Here is a 22,563-nt window from a genome sequence, read left to right as displayed (position 1 = left end):
ATGCTTATATAAAGTATCTATTACCTAAATCATGAATAATATAAGTCTTAATATATATCTTAAAATATTTTACTACTAATAGGAGAAAATATCACTTCTTAGTATTTTTTTAACAATTATACACTATAAATTTGCGCAACTAATTTATTTAGTAAATCCTCTTCACTCCCATAATTTTTGTTATTTTTTGCTAATTCATGGATTTTTTTAGAAATATTCGAAACCTTAACATGCAAATCATTCTTCCAGTCATATTTAGGAATTTTTATATTTTCTAATATATCAGTTCCTCTATTCAATCCAATAGCATATGCATCAATTATAGAGCTAATTATACCTGAATTAATTATTCCGGCTATATAATATGCCTCATCCATAGATTCTGTGGCTAAAAGTAACACTTTTGAATCAACAACTATAGGTTTTTTCTTAGTATTAAAAATATTTTCTGACAGCAGTTCAGATGTTCCAATTGCAACTGCTGCAAACTTGCTACTTTGCTCTTTCCAAATGACTTTATACTTGGAAAAAGTATATTCACCAACATTATCTAATCGATACCAAGGTTGCGTATCAGGATTATAAAATTTACCATTTTGAATACGGCTAGCTAATAGCCCTTCTTTATAAAACTCCAACCATTTATAGGTTCTTGGTGCACATTCAGCTAGCTTTAATTCATCTAAGCCATAAGGGGTATCAATATTATGTGGTACAAGCATATATTCATTTGATACCACTTTCCATTTCTGAATATTTCTTCCTCCCAACATTGGGTAAATATATGTTTCCTCAATTATACCCGGTTGTTCTCCCTTATTTTTTATATCTTTTCTTCTTTGTCTAGACATATCGTTTACAAATGAAATTAATCCATTTTGTTCCCGAGTTAAATCTTTTAGAATATATACTCCCTTAGCACCAGCTGGCTCAATTCCCTTTCGACCTTTATAAACATTTCTATCACCATTTAATAGAACTTTATCCACTATCTTAAGCTCATTTTCTTTTAATGTTAGCCAACTAGAAGTAAGCCGATCTGAATTAATAGGTCTCGCATGTAGAATATCAAACTGAAGATATTTTATAATTTCATTTAATCTATCATGAGCTCCAATTGGTCTTTTTTCTCGATAAGTCCATGAAAACCAAGACTTCATTGGATAACTCATATGTTTACCCTTTGTCATTAAAACACCAATAGTACGAACCGTATGCTTAGGCTTAAAGATTTGAACATCATTAAAGTCATCTACTAGTTCTACTTTAATAGGAATATTTTGTTCGTTACGCGTAATCGAAAATTTTCTAAAGCCTTCTCCTCCTTTTGTTGACTTTAGGAACGTCCATGGTAACAAAAAGTATAAATGCCCATTATTTTTTAAATACTGATCTAATGCTACATAAGTAACAGCCATACCAAAATCATCATGTGTAGTCTTTTTATCATAAGCATTCTTTTCAAAAATACCATAACTTTTCCATACATCCAATGTACCAGCTCTATACACTTTACTCATTGCTTTCCATGCAATCCAAGGTGGGTTTCCTACTACATAGTCAAATCCCTGCTTTAACATAACTGGTGCAAAACTGTTTTTTAATATTTTTCCCCAGAATGAATCTTGTGCTGTTCTATGTAATATATTTAATTTTTCATACAATACTTTTACAATGTCAACTTGTTTATCAGATAAATTAAATCGCCCTAGCTCAATTGACTTATATACAGCAAAGCTTCTAGAATTCGCAATAGAATTCCCCAACCCATCAAGAAAATCTGCTGAGTCTTCAAAGCTCTTAAACTTCGGTAGTACAAAATCTCCAACTGTGGTTTTTGCAGTAAATGTATCAACACTTTCTTCCGCAAAAACAATAGGAGATAAAACTGAATCAGCTATATAAATAGGTATAGTTATAGGCTTTTTAATCTGTAATTTACGAACACTAGAAAAATCTAAAGAGCTAAATAGAGTCAGAATATAATTTGCTTTTGCTGAAACTGCTGAAATTGGGTTTAAGTCAATCCCTACAATATTTTTTGTAATATTGATAGCTTCATTAACATCTATATTATTATTTTTTGCATTTATATATCTTTTTAAAGCTTGAATAATAAATGCACCAGAACCACATGTAGGATCTATTAGTTTCTTATCTGCTTGGCCCTGATAACCAATTCGATTTAAAGCATGTTCTACAATCCAATCTGGAGAAAAGTATTCACCTAGTAAATGCCTAAACTTATCAGGAATCAAGGTCATATAAATCTCTTGAAGGATATCTTGCACACTTTCAGGGCGAACCTTGAAAGTCGCCAAATCGAATTTATTCAGCAAACTTGAGACATCCTGAATGATATTTGTCATCTTAGTCTGATGAGCTTCCTCGTATAAGTATGTGAACCACTCATAATAATGAATTTCAAAAAAATTATCGATAAAATCATTCTCTTCGCTATTACTACCTTCAAATAGCTCAGTAATCTCACTCCAACTTCTATGATAAGTAAAATACTCACCAGGATTCATCAAAGTTCTTATAAACGCATCAATCAAGAGTTTCAAAACAATATTAAAAAATGTTTGAGTAGCAAATAAAAATATCCGCATATCAACATTTACAGAGTCATCTAAATTATATAGTTTCTTGATTACATCCGTAGTCTCATTAAATTCTGTTTCCTCATCTTCATGTCCAAACATAGCTCCGAATGATTTATTCCATTCATTAAATAACGTTGAAGTACGTTTAGGATAATCAATTGAAAACTCTTCTTCAGCAATAGAATAAATGGCACGCACTGCATTGGCAACCATCTCGTTTTTAGGGTTAAAAACTGTATTCAAGTTATCCTTCGTAATTTTAGTTTTATTTGTGGAGGTAAATAATGTTATTAACTGTTCTATTCCTTCATATAAGTTAAACTTTTTATATTGAAATGCATATTGACAATCAATATAATCCTCATTATACAAATCCTTAAAACGTGTTCTTGTTAAATCTAGCAGGTTACTTTCTAATGATTTTGCAAATCGAGCAATAATCCATGTCTGACCATCAAAACCAATACCAAATGTATCTAGAATTGAATCATTAACAGTATCTCCCTCTATACTACTAATAATATATTGATACAATCCGCTATCATTTTTATTGCTAGAACGCCCATATAAAGCTTCATTAATACCAGATTCTTTATTAAAATATTCAAAACGCTTGTATTCAAAAACTAGATTTCCTATTGTGCCATCTGCACGACCACCTTTTGCAAATGTAAATTCTGATAAAAATCTAGCATCTGGAGCAAATCTTTTTTGAATAGGTGAAATTATATCAGAATAAGTATAAATCTTTATATCATCCTCATTATTAAAAAGACGGCTTCTAAATTTATTTCCTAATTCAAGTATGTCTAATTTTTCCATATATTCACTTAAAATCCTAATCGGTAATTATAGAATAACTTCAATAATATAAAACATCGCTTATTTAAACCCTAAGTACAAAATCAAACCCTTTATTTTACAATAGTAAATAAAGCTACCTCAAAAATTTAAATTATTAAAAAGTCTCCATATTTTTATACTATACCATAGCTAAATTCAAAAACTCAATAATAGCATTTATCAATAAAGATTTCAATATAAAATATAAAAGGATAAATAATAATTTACTTTGTGATGTATATAACTTAATACTCATAATTATTAGAGCGACCGTATATTATAGAATTTCAATAATTTGAGCGTAAGGTTTATTTATCACTAATCTTAAATATATATAACGATAAAATTCTATCCTAGGAAATATCTGAGTGACCTGTATAAGTACAGGTATTATCTATACTAGATAAAATATTCCAGGACCCCCCCAATAATTAAGGATGGATACTACATTCAGTTTAGGTATGGCAGTACCAAAGTAGAGCCTAGAGAAAACATAAAAAATCATGCTGTCATCAAAAGTATGTTTTGAAAAAGGAAACTATTGGGATAATAGCCTGATGAAAACTTTTCTGGCTCGCTTAAATCGGGAGTGTTATATTTAGAAAAGTTTACTTCTTATGTAGATATTATTAACAAATTATATTGATGATTACAATATAAAATATATTAATATTAAACTAAAAGGAATGAATCCAGTAGAATACCGAACTCATTCCCAAAGAGCAGCTTAATTATATCTACCCTAGAAAATAGGTGCAGATTATGTAAACTTTTATTTTAGATCTTTTTATAATAATTAGTTATCAAAATATATTATAGAGCTATGGATTCTCTATATTCTTCTGCAGCCGCATCATAAGTCCATTGTACGGTTGCATTATGATGTTCGGTTACAACTTTTTCAATTTTTTCCAGTGGAATAGCGAAGAATTCTTTTCTATGATTTACTTTATTAACCTCATATTCTCTAAAAGTATTATGTAAAATAGATTCTAAGCTAGGTGCATCATCTGAAAATATTAGTGCATGAACATCAAATTCAAATGGTACAGAAGCACTACTTAACTCTTTAATTCTATCCATAGGTTCAAGTCGTCTAGTCATACCAATTTTAAAAATATTCTCACCAAATGACCCTATATTCGAAATAATATAAACAAAACCAGCCCGCGTATTCTTTTCTCGATTTAAAACATCAGACTTAACAGTTTCAAGTTCAGAAAGTTTTTCTTCACATTCTTTAATCTTATCTATGTAAAGGGTCTTTTCAACTTCATTATCCGTTTTCTGCAAGTATTTCATAAGCTTAGAGATTTCATTTTTAAACTGAGTTTCATCTTTCTCAATTTTAGCCTTTTCACGTTCGATTTCACGACGAACTTTTTCTTCTTCTTTTAATTGTTCTTGTATAAGTTTCTTTTGTACTCGTTCATCTTCTAATTTTTCTTGATACGAATGTGCTGTAATTAATTGTTGCAACTTATTTTCAAGAAACTCTTTTGTAATTTGTACTCCATCAGATTTATATATCTTATTTAGAGTTTCATAAGATCTTAGGATTTTATTCCTCATGGTATCAATATTTTTAAGTGTGACATTAGATATAGCTAAATCACATTCAGCATTAAACGAACGTAAAATCTGACGTATTTGAGTTGTAATAAACTTTTTATCATCGTTTATAAGCACATCTATAGCAGTATTATTTTTCACTAATTCAGCTTCTTCTAACTTATATCTAGATAATATATTTTTTAATTCTTGAGATGTTGCAAGTTCAAGTCCTTCAGTATCTATATTAACTACTGTTACTAAAGGCTCTAAATTCTCAACCTCTTGCTTCTTATTTTTCAGCTCATCTTGAACTTTTGAAATTTCCGAGCATAACTGATTAAGCTCTATATTCTTTTTACTAATCCGTACCTCAATATCATGCTCTATCTTCGCTTTTTCTTTTTCAATAGTCTCTTTTAGTGTAGCTAGGTTAGATTGGTTAGCCTCTATATCCTGAATAAGATTTTTATTCAAAATATACTCTTTATAAACTTCATTTTCAATTAATGCCCAATAATGATATCTAATTAGTAAGATTAAAGCCACCCCAATAAGCATAACCGGCCAGAATACACTAATACCTGCCATTAGGAAAACTGCAATATCTCCTATAAGAAATCTTTTCTCCCCTTTATTATCCATAATATTTCCCCCAAATACCTATAAATAATACATAATTTAGATAAATAATAAGATTAGCATTGATATATTTTATGTATATTATATCATGAATTATGCAAACAATGAAAAATATATGAAAACAGAGCTATCTCGTGACAAGATAGCTCTGTAAGAGGAATCGTTATTTGAGTTGTCTTAATGATAACCTTTTATTTATATCTCCCCTATGTTATTTTCTCCCTATAGTTCCTCCTCTCTGTCTCTCCCCCATTACTTCATCTCCCCTACTTTTTCTTCTCTTCCCCCTAAGGTTTTATCTTGTTAGGTCTCTCCAGGCGATAAATAGTTCGGCCACAACTTGTGGGTTTTGGCTGAGTTTGATGCGGGCTAGCATTTTGCGCACGTAGTTACAGTGTTCTAGCATGGCTTCGTTCAGCTTGTGTTTCACGTGGTGTGGGGCTTGGTACACCAAAATAGGTTTAAAGTCACCCACGTGAATGTAGCTCGTATCTGGATCAGGACCATCGGTGACGATGTATTGATAAGGTATCGCCACGTTAAAGAGTCCGTACACCACGTCCTTGCCGATAGGGCGTCTACATTTAATATGCCCAAAGGTCAGGTGCGGCCCATAAGTCTTAGGCGCCGTATAGCTGCTGCGCCGACCGTCGCTGGTCATGATGTAATTCGGCCTCAACCCTTCTTGTAAGGCCAGCTCTCGCAGGATGGTACGAATTGGCAGATGCACCAATTCTTGACGGCCATCGACGAAATAGCACATCGTGCTGTCACCGCCGCCAGGTTCATAGGTAGGAATAAAACAAACAATATGATTCTTCGGATTCGTATAGATCAAATCCAAATTCTCTCCCTTAGATAGCCAAGTGGCTACCGCTACTGGTACTTCATTACATGTCATCATAGGAATTCTCTCCCCTCAACTTAGGAACATTCCTTTCAACAATACAATGAACACGTGTTCTGTGAAAGCAGATTCGCATGCTTTAATCTGCTGTTGGTTTAATTGTATATCACACTGTATAATTTGTAAATATATACACAAAACTATAGAAATTTATGTAAAATTAAAGACTTTATGATCTTGTAAAAGTAATATATACCTTTATGTGTCATTATTTTCTCATTTAAATTGAGAATTGCATATTTTATGTATATCTGTTAATCGCGATTAACGTAATTATACAAAAAACAGAATATAAATAAGAAATTAAATTATATTAACACATATTATTTAATACGAACTAGACTCTAATAGACTAACTCTCGTATGCTTACACTACATATTCTAATCGATTCAGAGTTCTAAGAATCTCATATGCATATAACTCTAATACGTGTATAGCTCTAATGAATGTATAGGCTTATTGCATTCGTATTTAGTGTACTCGTAGTTTCTTAAAGTCTGTCGTCAAGTATCTACGCAGCTTCCGCAGGGCTCGTTCATGACGCCGTTGGATAGCTTGGCGACTACAGTTCAACTCTTCGCTGATGGATACGAGGCTTTTACAATCACCGTACACACGGCGAAGTAGGTCTTGTTGATCTGGAGATAATCTGCCGAGAGCCCATACAAGGCGAGCTCGCAGTCGTTGTTCCTCATCGGCCGTCATAATCATGTCAGCTATATTTTCTCCAGATGAGAAGATATCCATACCAACAGCTACCTCACCATCATCGGTGATGCGGTCTGGTATATGAATCTCTCGATGATTACGCAACCGCTCCCGCTTCCAATACCGCATGTAACCATACCTAACACCAGCTTTCACAAAGCCAGGAAACGGCACGGAACCTTTCAAATCAAAGCTATAAATCGATTCTAAAAGGATGGCCCATAGATAGCTCTCTAGGTCTTCACGGAACTCGCGGTTCCCCGTCTTATTCGTATAGTGTAAGATGAGTGGTCGATACCTACGACAGAGCTCGATTTGAGCCGCATCATGGCGTAACTCATCAGCGGACCACGGCTGGTACCCAACCGTCTGAATCCGCATATTCGGATTTTGACAAATCGACACGAGACTCTTATCCGATAAGGAGGTTAACACCTGATGACCACAGATAAGGGTCTGTAATTTCAACTCCTCTGGCACCTTGTACTCTGACTCCTTAGAAAGTATCTTTTTAGATTCTAGTTCCTTAGAAGAAGGTCTCTTAGAAAGTACTTCTTTGGAAGATGTTCCCTTTAAAGATATTTCCTCAGATTGTAAGCTTGCAGTTTTAATACAGGTTCGTTGTACTAACGGTTCTTCGTTTGTGTATAACATAAATCCCCTTTCCTGCCATGGCATAGCGCTTATCTAAACAATAGCGCGGAACGGGGATTTTGACAAATTGGCAATTCCTTAGAATTTCTACATATTCTGCTACAATGTAATATTAATTTCTATTCATTAAAAGACATAACTATACACCTAGATAGATAATTGCTGAAAATAATACAAAAAAGACACCACAGAGGAATATGGTGTCTTTTTTAGAGGAATTAGTACTACCATTGGGTAATAGTACATAAGTTACGATTACTAATATACACGTTAGGAATAACGTATTCTGATCTTACAAATAACTGTACAGGTAATCATATTTTAAATTGTCTGATTACATTGCAATACAGGAGGCTTCCACAAAGTCTTTGAGTTGTGGTTTTACGTAGGTTTGGTACACGTCTGCACCATTGCCACGGACGATGTCGCCCCAGTATTTATACACATAGCGGTACCAGAAATGGAACATGCTATTTGTGAAGTGGTAGTCAGCGTACTTCGCTGGTCCACGGCTATTCGCTTGGATACGACCTACAAGGCCCATGGCCATCAAGTCGTTTAAGCGAGATGTAAAGGTGCCGCTTTTAATTTGGCTAGCTTGCAACAACTCCACATAGTATGGTCTCTCTAGTGTAGCAAGGCCAGATAGAATCGCATTAGCACCGGTTATATTTTTCATATCTCGATGTAAAATATGCTGCGTTTCTTCAAAGAGGGCGCCCGATACGGAGAAGAACAAATTAATGATATTCGTATCGATGCTTTCACCATTATCAAAGTACTGCACATAAGCAGGCAAACCACCTGTTACGGCAAACACGGTACGCAAGTCATCCTTCGCATAGTGAAGGCCCAAGGATTTCATATCCACCAAAGAGAACGGTTTCACCTCGAAATATTCCGACACATAGGGACCGATCAAGCTGCGATCGCCAATGATGCGGCCATCGAGCTGTTCTAACCCATTCGCCATCAAGATGATGTTCAAATGGCTCGTTTCTTTATAAGTATCTAACAAATCGCGCAAGTGTATAGGGAACTGAGGTACAGCCTCCACCAAGGAAGGGTAGTCATCAATCACCACAGTCTGAGGCGTTTTTACACTACTTTCAAATAAACCATCAAAGGCCTCTTGCAAGCTAGTGATCGGTTCGAATTTATCCTGCCCATCGGTAGGAACAAAACGTGCCTCAAGAGCTCGATTCATATCGGCTACATGGATTGCTTCATTAGCCATGCGACCCGCCAAGTATAACGCCTTATGACGGCGCACAAGCTGGGAAGCCACATAGGATTTGCCACTGCGATGCGGACCATACACAACACACAAACTCATTTGATTCATCGCAATACGGGACTGGATACTCTCAATAATCTCAGCACGTCCCACAAAATTCATATACTCTCACCTCCAACATTCTATGGAGACTATTATATCATAAATTTAAAACAAATTTAAACTTATTTTCATATTATTAACATGACTTTTGATTATGTTAAATTTTTTACTCATAAAATATACTTATTTAATGGTTTACTTTTTACCCATATGTTTGTGAAAGTTCCCATATTTACTACATTCTATACAGTTGCATCCCCAATACGACTATACAGAGGAAAGTATAAAAAAAGACGTGCCTATCTAGGATAAGCACGTCTTGTAAATTTGTGTATTTGTGTATTTGTGTATTTGTTTATATGTATATCTGTATGTATATGTATATGTATATGTAATAGTTATGTTTATGGACGATACCTTCGAAGGCGTTCCTAACATTATTGTGGCATTTGCGTTTGCATCTTCATGAGCAAAATATGCTTAACCGCATCATTAAGGCGGTCGTTGGTAATCGTTCCGTTCGCCACGGCTTGGGTTAATGCTCGATGGACCTCATCGATGTGAACGGTGTCCGCATCAAGAAGAACGAGATCACTGCCTGCCACGATGGATTCTACCGCAAAGTCCCCTATTTTTTGGTTTGCTTGCAAGGCGCCTACATCGACACGGTCTGTCATGACCACTCCATTATAGCCAAGCTCATGCCGTAGCCAATCCGTGATAATCACCTTAGAAGTGCTGGCCAAGTGTGCATTGTCGATAGCTGGAATTTGCACATGGCTCATAACGAGCATATATGTATTCGCTGTCGTCTGTGTAATGAGTCGTTTGAATACAGCTACATCCGTAGTATTGAGGTATGCTTTCGCATCATTAGCGGTCTCAAAGGATGCGTCGCCAAGGCTCACCGTTGGGAAGTAGTTATAGCCAAACCACATTTGGTTGATTTGGTAACGCTCCGCCATGGCGAGGTCCATATGGCCTGCCCACGTAGGATCCGATGTATAGGACACATTCGGTACACCAAGGTTTGCATTCGGCCCCATGATGAGGTTAAAGCCCATATCATGCATTTCAATAGCCGATCGAGTCGCTAGATTGATAATCCGTTCCATCGGCAATTGGCCCCAACGATTTGGCTCTGGCAAACGCAAGAAACTTTCATTAGAACGCAACACCTTATCCCGATTAATCGCTATATATGGCGTAACCATGCTCGCCGTCGTAGCCGTTTGCATGATATCGTTTGTGAAAGCTTTCACCTGGTTTTTATTATTTAGATTTTCATTGGTTAGCATAACGCCGCTCACACGGTATTTCCTGATGACGTCCTTTTGGGACTGTCCTACCGTGCTGCCATGAAGGCTAATCATCATCAGCTGGCCTATCTTGTCCTCTTGAGACATAGCCCCGAGCCAGGTATTTACCTTCTCAGGGACAGGCTTGTCAGATTGCATGACAGCCCGATACGACACAGTTCGTACCTCTTCCTGCTCTGCCTGACTCTCATGCTGGCATCCCGCAGTACCGATAGCGGCGACAATCAAGGCCATGCTACATAGGGCACGCCGTAAAAACAAGTTCATCTCTCCACAAAACTCCTTGTAATACTCTCTTACATGTTACCTTTCTATATATTATACACTATATAATTCATCTTTTCCTCATGTGAAAGCTAGTTTTCTATATCAATTTATCATAATAAAGTTATAAAGTAGTAGTAATAATTAATATAAAAGGCAATTCATACATATAACATATATAAAACTATAAGAAGGTTATACATAAAAATCCTACGAATCGCATGTAAGGTGACACTCAGTAGTCAATGTCTACATAAGTATCAAGTCACTCATGACCCGTAGGATTTATTTCTGTTCAGTTAGTTACTCATATACCAGTCTAGCCACGCTAATGTATCGATGTATTCATCGCCAAAATACATTCGAAACAACTCGTACTGAGTAAATTAGCTAATTTGTAATACGATTAGCCCTTATATTTAGGGGATGTTGGGCATGTTTCAGGTGTTACGTCTTTGCGATCACCAAGCACCGCGCTGCGGTCTGTGTAGTGTGTATGCAAGAGTTCGTGTGCCTTATGTCCCAATGGTTCGCCTAAGAAGTCTTTGTATAACGTTTGGATTTCTTCGTTTTCATAGGAAGCAACCCATTTGTAGTTAGCATCGGCTTCATAAAGACCACCGATACGAGCTTCCTTAGTTTTCACAGCTTGCGGCAATTTAGTGCGCGGTTGACCGCCGCCACCAATACAGCCGCCTGGGCAAGCCATAACCTCGATGAAGTCATAGTGTTTATCGCTATCTTTCAACGCGTTAAGGAAGTCACGTGTATTTTTACCGCCATGTACTACAGCAACGGACAATGTAACGTCATCACCTAATTGAACAGTGGCCTCTTTTACGCCTTCCATACCACGAACGTCTTCGAGGTGTGTCAAAGCATATGGAGGTGGCTCTTTATCTGTGATGAGCTTATACGCTGTACGCATAGCTGCTTCCATAACACCGCCAGTGTTACCGAAGATGATGGATGCACCAGTTTCCATACCGATTAAGTCATCGAATTGGGACTCTTCAATAGCATTGAAGTCGAGATTTTCCTCTTGAATCCAACGGATGAACTCACGAGTTGTAATGGAAATGTCTGTATCCATGCCAAGGGATTCGTCATCATAGAAACGAGCTGCTGCATTTTCTTCTTCACGCTTTGTTTCTGCTTTTTTTGCAGTACAAGGGTTTACAGATACAGATACGATGTTGCTAGGATTAATGCCTTTTTTCTCAGCAAAGTATGTTTTAATCATAGCCGCTTCCATAGCGATACAAGAACGTGTGGAAGACAAGTTAGGAATCAATTCAGGGAAGTAGATTTCCGCAAAGCGTACCCACGCTGGGCAGCAGCTTGTGAACTGAGGAATTTGACCGCCAGTTTTAAGACGTTCTACAAGCTCAGATGCTTCTTCCATGATTGTTAAGTCTGCACCGAAGTTAGTGTCTACTACATAGTCTGCACCTAATGCGCGCAAAGCACCAACCATTTTACCTTCAAGGAATGTACCTGGTTCGTAGCCGAAGCCTTCACCGATAGCTACGCGAACAGCTGGAGCTGTTTGGATAACTACGATTTTTTCAGGATCTGCAAGAGCTGCTTTCACCTTTTCAAGCTCGGATTTAGCATGCATGGAGTCGAATGGACATGCAGCCGCACATTGACCACAGTGGATACATACAGGCACGTCGCCGTTTGCATCGAGATCATAGTAGTCGAGTACGCTCATTACGTCCGCACAAGCGCGACGGCATAACGTACAGTTTTTACACTTGGAAATGTCGTGATAAATGGATGGATTGTCGAGCGCAATCGGCACACGTTTATCGATAAATTCGTATTGAGACATGAGGACCTCCTCTAACAAACTAAAACTATCAAACCTTTTGGGAAATTAGGCCAAACTACGGAGCACTGTGCTCAAGGCGTACTTCCACATCTTACCTCTAGTATACGCTATGGTGAAAGTTTATACTATGCAGAAATGTTACACTTTTGTGCAAAATTATGGTCAATCAACCCTCTCTAGATACCATAATATTGCGCATGAAATTATAAGTGACATTCTATATGACATTGTACGTCAGTATATTTCAACAAGATAGAAATTACATAAATGCGTAATAATATTCCCATTGTACCACGAATGAGTAAATAATTCACCAACTTTTCGGGAATTAAAACAAAAGAAAACCGCACGTCAATTTAAATAAAAACGTACATCAATTTAAATAAAAGAAAAAACGCACGCCCTCTAATGAGAACGTGCGTGTGTGAAGCTTTCACAAAGAATCATACCCCTCGAAGGATCAGATTATTTGTCACCCCAGATAAGTGTGTACACAGCGTATGCAGGAGTGCCTTGTTCAACCTTACGAGTAGATTTGTTAGGTTGTTCTTCTTTCACAACATAACCTTGTGGGTTATAAAGAGTTACCTTAACGTCTTTTACTTCGCGTTTTTTGTGGTTGAACTCTTCAGTTACGATGTAGTGGTAACCTTCATAGTCCATAGCTTTGATGTCCAAAGTTGCTTTTTTGTCATCTTTTTTAACAGAATCGTTATCAATAGACCAAGTGATACCATTGCTATCTGTACCAACTGTATACCAATTTGCTGCATCAACACTACCAATACCACCAATGAATAAAGCGCCTGCTGCCAAAACAGCTGCCAATGTTTTTTTCATATTTTTACCTCTCGAATTAAATACAAGAATATGAACTCTAGTATATTCGATGAAACTAAATATTTTATGAAAGACAAACGTGCTCAATTATTAGAATATCTATTCCAAACATTAAGACTTCACATAATAGGTAGACCGTCCCCCACCTTTACGTTGAATATGACCATCCTTCACAAGGGTACGTATGACGCCTTCAATGGAACTATCACTGAGATTTGGACACCATTCTCTAATATCTTGCTTTGTAAAAGCCCCTAGATGACTATCGATAGCTGCTTTCACCTGATCCATTGCTGAACCACTATTTGCCAGTATAGAACTACGGTCCTCAAAGTCATGATACGCGGCTAACAGCATTTGTAACCAATAGCAAATAAACGGTATAGGGCAGGAACTTTCATCATACCAAGTATCACTAGACTCGCGTAAAGCAGCATAATACATATCCTTATGTCTTGCAATCTTAGCCTCTAACGATACATATTTACCTACCATAAAGCCGCTACGGTACAACAATAATGTCGTTAACAAACGGCTCATGCGTCCATTCCCATCATTAAATGGGTGAATACATAAGAAATCATGTATAAAAATAGGAATGGCTAAGAGTGGCTCCACCTCTCCATTACCTACAACACGATTATATTCAGCACAAATCTGGGCGAGAGCCTCCGCCATTTCATAAGGCGCTAGGGGAGTGAACAACACCTCTGTACGTCCATCGGGATAGGTAGCACTAATATAATTTTGTACACTCTTTAACTGTCCACCGCGGGCATTGAACTGGTAATTATACAAAATCTTGTGTAACTGCAAAATATGATTCCGAGACAAGGATATGGAATCATAACTTTCATGGATAACATTTAAGGCATCACGATATCCCATAATCTCCTGCTCATCCCGATTTCGAGGCGTAGTCTTATCAGCTACCAACTGCCGAAGGCGCGTACTCGTCGTCACAATCCCTTCAATCGCATTCGACGCCTCTGTACTCTGTACCTTTGCCAACTCTACGAGAGAATCTAATATGGCAGGACTCTGTGAAAGCAAAACCTCCTCCTTGCCATTCACCCGGTAAATCCCTGCGATAAGACTTAAAATATCCATATCCCACGACAAAGACTGAATCCGACCATACTCAAAACGACGCATACACACACCTCCTTTCTACTCTAATCCCTTATAAATAAAATTATTCCCTTAAATTATACCACAAAATAAGGGAATAAATAATTTAGATACATTTAATTATACATGCAGAAGGGATTCTATCCCTTTGAGACCGACTTAGGTCACTACTCCCAAACGCAGGTTGGAAAGATTTCCTCATTAGGAAATGAGAGAACGGGTGGATATATCTCTAAGGGCGACTTAGGTCACTATTTCCCCTACGCAGTTTTGAGTAAATATAATCTTATGTGCAGAAATGGTTCTATCTCTTTGAGACCGACTTAGGTAACTATGGAGGTCGATGAGAGATAGAACCCTTTCTACTAGTAGAGGAAATTTACCAAATCAAGTGATACACGTGATCTAGGTTACTTCCTTCTTGTATTTGTACTTTTGTATTTGCCAATGTTTCAGAGCCAATCATATAGCCTTGTGGGTTATAGGTAGTCACATCAATGAGTTGTACTGTTTTATCAGCACGGTTAAATGTCATTGTGTAAATGGAATGATCTCCATTTGGATCTACAATCTTTAAGCGCAATGTAGCACGAGCATCGTTCTTATCAACAGAATCATTATCGATATAACCAGTACGACCAGCTTGGTCTGTATCTAATGCATACCAACTTTCAGCATGAGACACACCCACACCAGCACTGAATAACAAACCGGCTACCGCTAAACAAGCAAACCATTTTTTCATAACTATTCTCTCCTGACTATAAAATTCAAATAACTATGCAATCTGCATACCATAAATTCCCTACGCCTTCATTATAACACCATAATTGCATATTACTAATAAAAACTCTATAAACTGCATAATTAAAATAAACTCCCAAGGAATGTCTAGCAAGGCCCCTATGAGGAAATAGTAATATAGCTTTAAATAAAAAAGTAACCCTTCATCAAAAAATGACTTAGCTCGGCTATGGAGGCTTTTTGATGAAGGGTTACGTCACTTACGTATTAAAGATATATTATTTTCCCCATAGGGCTTGCATAACTTCCGCCCCCATGGTATCATCTTCAATTTTTGTAGGTTTTTGTGCTTCTTTGCTGGACAATAACGCTACGCCTGCAGCGCTGTATACTGTTGTATCAAGTTCTGTCCATGTTTTTTCTTTACGGTCAATGCGTACTGTGTAGATGTATGTGAAACCTTCTACATTGTTAATTTTAACAAGTACTGTAGCCGCATCATCTGTTTTGTATACAGATGCATTATCGATGAACCATGCTGCATCATCTGCGTCAGCATCGATATAGTACCAATCAGCAGCACTAGCTTGACCAAAGCCGCCTAAGAATAAAACCCCTGCTGCAAACATAGCAGCTAACCATTTTTTCATATCTAAACTCCTTAACGCTAGAGACGACCATCTAAGATGGCCGCCCATAGTTTCTTACATATACTATTAATACAAATTATTCTGCTTCTTCGTCTTCGATTTCAGCACCTGGAATAACAGCAATACTAGCTACTTTATCACCTTCGTCGAGGTTTTGTGTTTTCACACCAGAAATAGCTTTGCCCTTCTTCACAGCAATATCGTTCATGTTGAAGCGGATGATTTTGCCTTGTTCAGAGATAAGCATAACTTCGTCATCGTTATGAACAACCTCTACGGATACTACGTCGCCAGTTTTGTTCGTAATCTTGAAGTTCTTAGAGCCTTTACCACCGCGTTTTTGCAATGTGTAAGCTTCCGCATCATTGCGTTTACCGAAACCCTCTTCGGAGATAGTAAACACTTGTGCTTCGCTTTCATCAGCATTAAGAACACCAGCGCCTACAACCACATCGCCCGCATTAAGTTTAATGCCGCGTACGCCGTGAGCCGCACGTTTCATGAGACGAACGTCGTTTTCATTGAAGCGAATAGCGATACCCAATTTAGTACCAAGCAAGATGTCTTGGTTGCCAGTCGTTACGTTGACGGAAATCAAGTGATCCCCTTCATCGAGGTTGATGGCATTGAGACCAGAACGACGGATGTTGCGGTATTCTTCGATAGCTGTACGTTTTACAACACCGAACTCAGTTACCATGAATAAGTTTACATCTTCTTGAACGCGTTCAAGGTCGATCATAGTTGTAACGGATTCGCCTACAGCTAGTGGCAATACGTTAACCATAGCGGTACCGCGAGAATTACGAGAACCTGCTTCTGGCACTTCGTATGCTTTCAAGCGATATGCACGGCCAGCGGACGTGAAGAATAACAATGTATTATGCGTGCGTACATGCATAATTTGCGTTACATAGTCGTCTTCCTTCGTCTTCATGCCGATAACGCCAGCGCCACCTTTATGTTGGTTGCGATATACGTTCGCGTTCATCCGTTTGATGTAACCTTGTTTAGTCAAGGTAATAACCATCTCTTCGTCAGCGATGAGGTCCTCTACATCAAGGTCGGACGTATCGATTGTGATTTCAGAACGACGAGGGTCGCCGTATTTTTTCTTCATATCATCGAGTTCGTCTTTGATGATTTGACGTTGACGCGCTTCGCTAGCCAAGATAGCTTTCAAGTCTTCGATTAATGCCAACAATTCCTTGTATTCGTCTTCGATTTTTTCGCGTTCCAAGCCTGTTAAACGTCGTAAACGCATGTCGAGGATGGCTACTGCTTGTTTTTCTGAAAGCCCGAATTTTTGCATCAATGCGTTACGTGCAATTTCGTCAGTTTGGGAACTGCGGATTGTAGCGATAACTTCATCGATGTGGTCGAGAGCGATCAACAAGCCTTCCAAGATGTGAGCACGCGCTTCGGCTTTATTAAGCTCGAATTGAGTACGACGCACGATTACATTGAGACGATGATCCAAGTAGTAACCCAATACTTCTTTCAAATTCAATACGCGAGGATGACCGTCTACGAGAGCCAACATAATCACGCCGAAAGATTCTTGAAGTTGAGTATGTTTATATAATTTGTTAAGAACGATATCTGGTTGCACGTCAGCGCGCAATTCGATAACAATGCGCAGACCTTGACGGTCAGATTCATCGCGAAGTGCTGTGATTCCATCGATAACCTTGTCGCGGCTCAAATTTGCAATCGTTTCGATAACACGAGCCTTGTTAACTTGGTATGGGATCTCAGTCACTACGATTTTATGCTTGCCCTTCGCCATTTCTTCAATGGTTGCACGAGCACGCATTTTTACGCTGCCACGACCTGTGGAGTATGCTTTTTTAATGCCTTCCCGGCCCAAAATGAGCGCCCCAGTCGGGAAGTCTGGACCTTTGATTTGCGTCATCAATTCGTCCACAGTTACATCTGGATTATCGATGAGCATGGTAAGGCCATTACATACCTCGTTAAGGTTGTGCGGCGGAATATTTGTCGCCATCCCTACAGCGATACCGCTGGAACCATTGATGAGAAGATTTGGAATCTTCGCTGGCAATACTGTAGGTTCTTGCAAGCTTTCATCATAGTTCGGCATGAAATCAACAGTTTCCTTGTCGATATCAGCGAGCATTTCTTGCGTAATTTTCGCCATACGTACTTCGGTATAACGCATCGCAGCGGCACTATCGCCGTCGATGGAACCAAAGTTACCGTGGCCGTCTACCAAGAGGTAGCGCGTATTGAAATCTTGCGCTAAACGAACCGTTGCGTCGTAAACGGAGCGATCACCATGTGGATGATATTTACCGAGTACGTCACCGACGATACGAGCGGATTTCTTGTACGGTTTATTTGGCGTCATGCCTGTTTCGTGCATCGCGTACAAAATACGACGATGCACTGGTTTCAAGCCATCGCGCACATCTGGAAGAGCACGCATTACGATTACGGACATCGCATAATCGATATAGGCGTTCTTCATTTCTTTATCAATCTGAACGGGATGAATATTCCCGTGGGACCATTGTTGGTCTGCCACAATCTCACCTCATTTTACTAACACTGATTATAATTCATCATAATATTATAGCATTTTTAAGGGCTAAAGGCTAATTTTATCGGTATTTTTCTGCATTTTTGTGAAAGCTACTTCACCTACTCTAGTAGCCAATCTAAAACATTCTTTTGCTCTATACCATTATGATTATCTGTTTTATGTAACACATCCATTGTAAGTAAATATTTAGGATAGTTATCATCAAGTTTCTCTAACGGTGATAATTCACGTCGTAACGTAGTATCTTCCATTACGGTATAGCTTACTTGATAATACTCTAAACGATGTGGCTTTTTAGCTACAAAATCTATTTCACCATTTTGTAGATGCCCTACATAAACACGGTAACCACGTCTAATTAATTCCAAATATACAATATTCTCGAGTATATGACCGCGATCCGAATCTGTACGACTTAATAAAAACTTACGGAATGCACTATCTACAACATAATATTTAGCATTTCGCTGCAACAACGCTTTTCCCTTTACATCAAATCGGTCAACTTCATAGATTAAAAGACCATCTTTGAGACCTTGTAAATACTTCTCAACCGTTTTATTATCCGTTTTGCGACCATAACTAGTGAGCGTATTCGCAATTTTCGTTGGATTAATCAAACTCCCTATATTAGCTAATAGATATTTAATAATATCCAATAATAAAGGCACATCTGTAATTTTTAATCTCGTCACAATATCTTTCAGAACAACCGTATTAAGAATACTTTCTAAATATTCATCAATACTTTCATCATCTTCAACATGTACAAGCCTAGGGAAGGAACTATGCTCGATATACAAATTGTATATATCCATATCTAACAAGTTTTGCTGACTATATGCACTATGAAATTCTTTAAAAGAAAGAGGTAACATCTCTATTTGTACATATCTTCCAGTTAACAATGTAGCAATGTCAGAAGACATAAAATATGCATTTGAACCTGTAATATAAATATCCACATTAGGTTTGATAAATAAACTCCCTACGACCTTCTCAAATTGTGGTACATGCTGCACTTCATCTAAAAATACATACATGGGAGTCTCTGAAATCAATCGTTCTACTATATACTCATGGAGGGCATGATACTCCTGTAGCGGTTCAAACTCTAAATCTTCAAAATTAATAGAAATGATTTGATTGGCTTTCACACCACTAGCTAATAATTCTTGTTTAAACAACTCAAATAATGTAGATTTGCCGCATCGACGCACACCTGAAACGACTTTGATTACATCTTGATCTTTATGACGCCTTAAAAACTCTAAATATTGCTCGCGTTGAATTAAAGGCATTATAACCTCCTTATCTCAACAATATTCACTATTATTGCAACAAGTAGAAACATAAATTAGGATAGTAATCCTAACCCATCATACTTTTAAATGAAACAGGGATTGCAATCCTTATTTCTTTAAATTATATCATATTTTAGGATTATAATCCCTATTCACTTCAACTATATAAAATTTTAGGATTGTAATCCCTAAACAATCGTTTTATCATCTTACCAGTCAAATCAAATAGACTGACGTATCATATGATCTAAAATGCTAACGAAATCTCGTTCCACAGCCGAAGTGTCTGCACCGGTGCTACCAATTCCAGTTAGCATAGTTTCTTTCCAATCATTCTTTGCCTTAAATCTAAATGAGATCAAATACTTCGCTTTTGTTTTGTCCTCTTCTCCTTTTGGCAAATAATAAAAGCCTATGCTTCTTTCAGTAGGCAACAGTGCTGGATTATCTTGCGGTTTATACTGGCTATATATAGATTTCATAAAGGTTAGAACATCCTCACCCTTTACAGCCTTATCGACAAAAACAATCTCATCGTATGTAAATAGAGGTATCTTATTAGTGCCAGCAACACGTGTCGCTTTAGATTTAGCTAGCTCCAAAGCCTCCTCGTGAGTCGCCATTCGCATGCTATATCGCTTAGCACTCTCCACCAAAGAAGAGTTCAAATGAACTAAATACGCCTGTGAATAAGCAAAATCTGCATTATTATCTCTCTCACCACCAGGTGCAGGCAAGGTTGGACGATGCACCACAGAATTTATGGTAAAAGAAAAACCATTGCTTTCATCGTAAAAAACATACACATTGCGCTGGAAAGGTTTCTCCTTCTCCACCACCGTAGATTGAAGAACTAGGCGAGGGTGAACAACGCTGAACTCCTTTTCCACAACAGCCTTGATATCCTCTGGCGTGGCCGGATTGCCATTCTCCGTCGTCCACACAAACGAACAACCACTCAACACAACACTACAAATACCAACCATAACCAACAACACACACCTAAATAACCTCATACACAAAACCTCCCCGCTCTCCTTTTCTCCCATTCATATCAAACATTCAGACATAATCATTGATAAAATCAACTGATTGATGATACTCTACTTCACACACTTTCCCCATTGAGGGGCCCCGCCCCATGCGAAAGGAAAAGTGCATTTGTTGTTAATGGGTGAAGCAACTAGTTAATAGAAAACATAGGTATGGATGGGACGGATTCACATATAACGTTATAAAAAAGAGATCCCCTTATTGATGAGCGACTTAGGTCACTATGGAGCAAAGAGATAAGGGAATCCCTTTTTTAACAATCTAGCATATTTGTATTCGGGCCCCATCCATACTATTTTCGATTACTCACCATTAATAACAATCACTTAACTAGCGCATCTAACATATTCATGCGATAATCCTCCACCACATTCATAAAGGATTGATTGTGTATCGGATTTTCCGTCATCCCAAATAGGTGGCTTTTACAGTCGCAATCAGAGGATCCGAATTTAGGCACGTCCCATTCGGCAACGCCACTGACCGTATCAGCTAGAGCACATTCCGCATCATCTAGGCTAGTTCGTATTGGCAGGCCTCCGATCATTTCACAGTGACCGCGGAAGTAATCTAGATGCCAGTGCATTTTCTTCCGTTTTCGCTTATGGCGCTCAATGCGCTTCGTTAAATTCGCCTTCGCAGAGCCTACGTACATATAGTAACCCGCCTTGAAATGCATCATTCCTTTAGAGCCGATCTCAAGGTCAAGATCGTGGTCGAGATGCATGACCATCACGTACACGCCGCTATCGTGAGCCTCTGTGTCGAGAATGCTACTCGGATAAGAACATTCATGAGTTACGGTCGGCATGGTAAAAGTCTCATCCCACGCCACAGCAACGGCTTTCCAGTCTAAAGAAGGGGCTACCTCTTTAAAGATTTTGGCAAATTCCAAATCTGTATGGTAGTCTGGCAAGAACCACTGCGCTCTATCCCATTGTACGAGGAATAGAACCCCTGTATGGTAGCCTTCGTTTTGTAGTTCTTTCAAATGCAATAAATGCTTACGGCCTCGTTCTGTAATAGCATCAGGGAACATGGCTCCAGTCTTGGAGAATAACGTACAAGACTTAACCTCTAACAAGAACTCATGGCCTTTATCATTGGTGAGAAGCAAGTCAAACCGTGATGATGTGCCATGTAGTTTAACCGTATACTCCCGTCTCACAACATGCCAATCCTCCCATCCAGGGATGAGTTTATTTTCGATCAAATGCTGCGCTACATCATTACTGTAATTCGTGTCGAGCATAATCACAACCCCATCGCGCTCAATACCTACCACGCGATATTTCGTCTTTGCATCAGGCTTATCGTGAGGCACGATATACATCGTTACACCCGTAAACAAGAGCTCCCACATACGGCCTGGATTTGGCAAATGAGCGAGAACGCTTTCACCATTTAAATCTAAGGTCACCACAAAACGGTTCGGACGACCTGTATATTTTGCTTTTAAAATTGTATCATAAAGGACTTTCATCGTATCTCCTATATCAATCGTGTTCTATACGTTTATTATACGATAAGTGACATAAATGTTTCACGTGAAAACATTATCCTATATAATCATAGATAGTATTAATAATTAATATTGAAATTTT

Annotated in this window: 15 protein-coding genes; all 15 read right to left on the bottom strand. The window is 38.0% G+C overall.

Annotation, left to right across the window (positions count from 1 at the left end; genetic code table 11):
- Positions 1 to 116 precede the first annotated feature (116 nt).
- Positions 117 to 3,428: an Eco57I restriction-modification methylase domain-containing protein gene (locus LKD20_RS03070; protein ID WP_227720875.1), complete on the bottom strand. Its 3,312-nt coding sequence runs from the start codon at positions 3,426 to 3,428 to the stop codon at positions 117 to 119.
- Between the two features lie 834 nt (positions 3,429 to 4,262).
- Complete coding sequence (locus tag LKD20_RS03060; RefSeq protein ID WP_227720874.1) at positions 4,263 to 5,645, bottom strand: SNIPE associated domain-containing protein; 1,383 nt, start codon at positions 5,643 to 5,645, stop codon at positions 4,263 to 4,265.
- 292 nt (positions 5,646 to 5,937) lie between these two features.
- Positions 5,938 to 6,546, bottom strand: coding sequence for a hypothetical protein (locus LKD20_RS03055; protein ID WP_039968834.1), 609 nt, complete (start codon positions 6,544 to 6,546; stop codon positions 5,938 to 5,940).
- A gap of 475 nt (positions 6,547 to 7,021) precedes the next feature.
- Entirely contained in the window at positions 7,022 to 7,912 is an 891-nt protein-coding gene (locus LKD20_RS03050) for a sigma-70 family RNA polymerase sigma factor (RefSeq protein WP_227720873.1), read from the bottom strand.
- Positions 7,913 to 8,246: 334 nt separating this feature from the next.
- A complete protein-coding gene (locus LKD20_RS03045) occupies positions 8,247 to 9,311 on the bottom strand; it encodes an ATP-binding protein (RefSeq protein ID WP_227720872.1) in 1,065 nt (354 codons plus the stop codon).
- Between the two features lie 377 nt (positions 9,312 to 9,688).
- Complete coding sequence (locus LKD20_RS03040; RefSeq protein WP_227720871.1) at positions 9,689 to 10,837, bottom strand: glycoside hydrolase family 3 N-terminal domain-containing protein; 1,149 nt, start codon at positions 10,835 to 10,837, stop codon at positions 9,689 to 9,691.
- A 403-nt stretch (positions 10,838 to 11,240) separates the two neighbouring features.
- The gene (locus LKD20_RS03035; RefSeq protein ID WP_227720870.1) at positions 11,241 to 12,671 is read right to left on the bottom strand and encodes a [FeFe] hydrogenase, group A; all 1,431 of its coding nucleotides are present in this window, start codon (positions 12,669 to 12,671) and stop codon (positions 11,241 to 11,243) included.
- A gap of 465 nt (positions 12,672 to 13,136) precedes the next feature.
- Positions 13,137 to 13,511, bottom strand: coding sequence for a hypothetical protein (locus LKD20_RS03030; protein WP_005384879.1), 375 nt, complete (start codon positions 13,509 to 13,511; stop codon positions 13,137 to 13,139).
- Positions 13,512 to 13,622: 111 nt separating this feature from the next.
- Positions 13,623 to 14,666, bottom strand: a complete 1,044-nt coding sequence (locus tag LKD20_RS03025; RefSeq protein WP_227720869.1) for a Fic family protein — start codon at positions 14,664 to 14,666, stop codon at positions 13,623 to 13,625.
- 355 nt (positions 14,667 to 15,021) lie between these two features.
- Complete coding sequence (locus tag LKD20_RS03020) at positions 15,022 to 15,387, bottom strand: hypothetical protein (protein WP_213467414.1); 366 nt, start codon at positions 15,385 to 15,387, stop codon at positions 15,022 to 15,024.
- A gap of 277 nt (positions 15,388 to 15,664) precedes the next feature.
- The gene (locus LKD20_RS03015) at positions 15,665 to 16,036 is read right to left on the bottom strand and encodes a hypothetical protein (RefSeq protein ID WP_227720868.1); all 372 of its coding nucleotides are present in this window, start codon (positions 16,034 to 16,036) and stop codon (positions 15,665 to 15,667) included.
- A gap of 76 nt (positions 16,037 to 16,112) precedes the next feature.
- Positions 16,113 to 18,584, bottom strand: coding sequence for a DNA gyrase subunit A (gyrA, locus tag LKD20_RS03010; protein ID WP_227720867.1), 2,472 nt, complete (start codon positions 18,582 to 18,584; stop codon positions 16,113 to 16,115).
- 116 nt (positions 18,585 to 18,700) lie between these two features.
- Entirely contained in the window at positions 18,701 to 19,903 is a 1,203-nt protein-coding gene (locus LKD20_RS03005) for an ATP-binding protein (protein ID WP_227720866.1), read from the bottom strand.
- A gap of 224 nt (positions 19,904 to 20,127) precedes the next feature.
- Complete coding sequence (locus LKD20_RS03000) at positions 20,128 to 20,922, bottom strand: hypothetical protein (protein ID WP_227720865.1); 795 nt, start codon at positions 20,920 to 20,922, stop codon at positions 20,128 to 20,130.
- Between the two features lie 359 nt (positions 20,923 to 21,281).
- Positions 21,282 to 22,442 (bottom strand): DNA/RNA nuclease SfsA, encoded by a 1,161-nt coding sequence (gene sfsA / locus LKD20_RS02995; RefSeq protein WP_227720864.1) that lies wholly within the window; start codon positions 22,440 to 22,442, stop codon positions 21,282 to 21,284.
- Between the last annotated feature and the right edge of the window lie 121 nt (positions 22,443 to 22,563).

This window comes from Veillonella fallax, assembly GCF_020687175.1.
Taxonomy (GTDB): domain Bacteria; phylum Bacillota; class Negativicutes; order Veillonellales; family Veillonellaceae; genus Veillonella; species Veillonella fallax.
The sequence above is the reverse complement of the archived record's forward strand: the minus strand, read 5'-3'. Positions and strand labels throughout refer to the sequence as shown.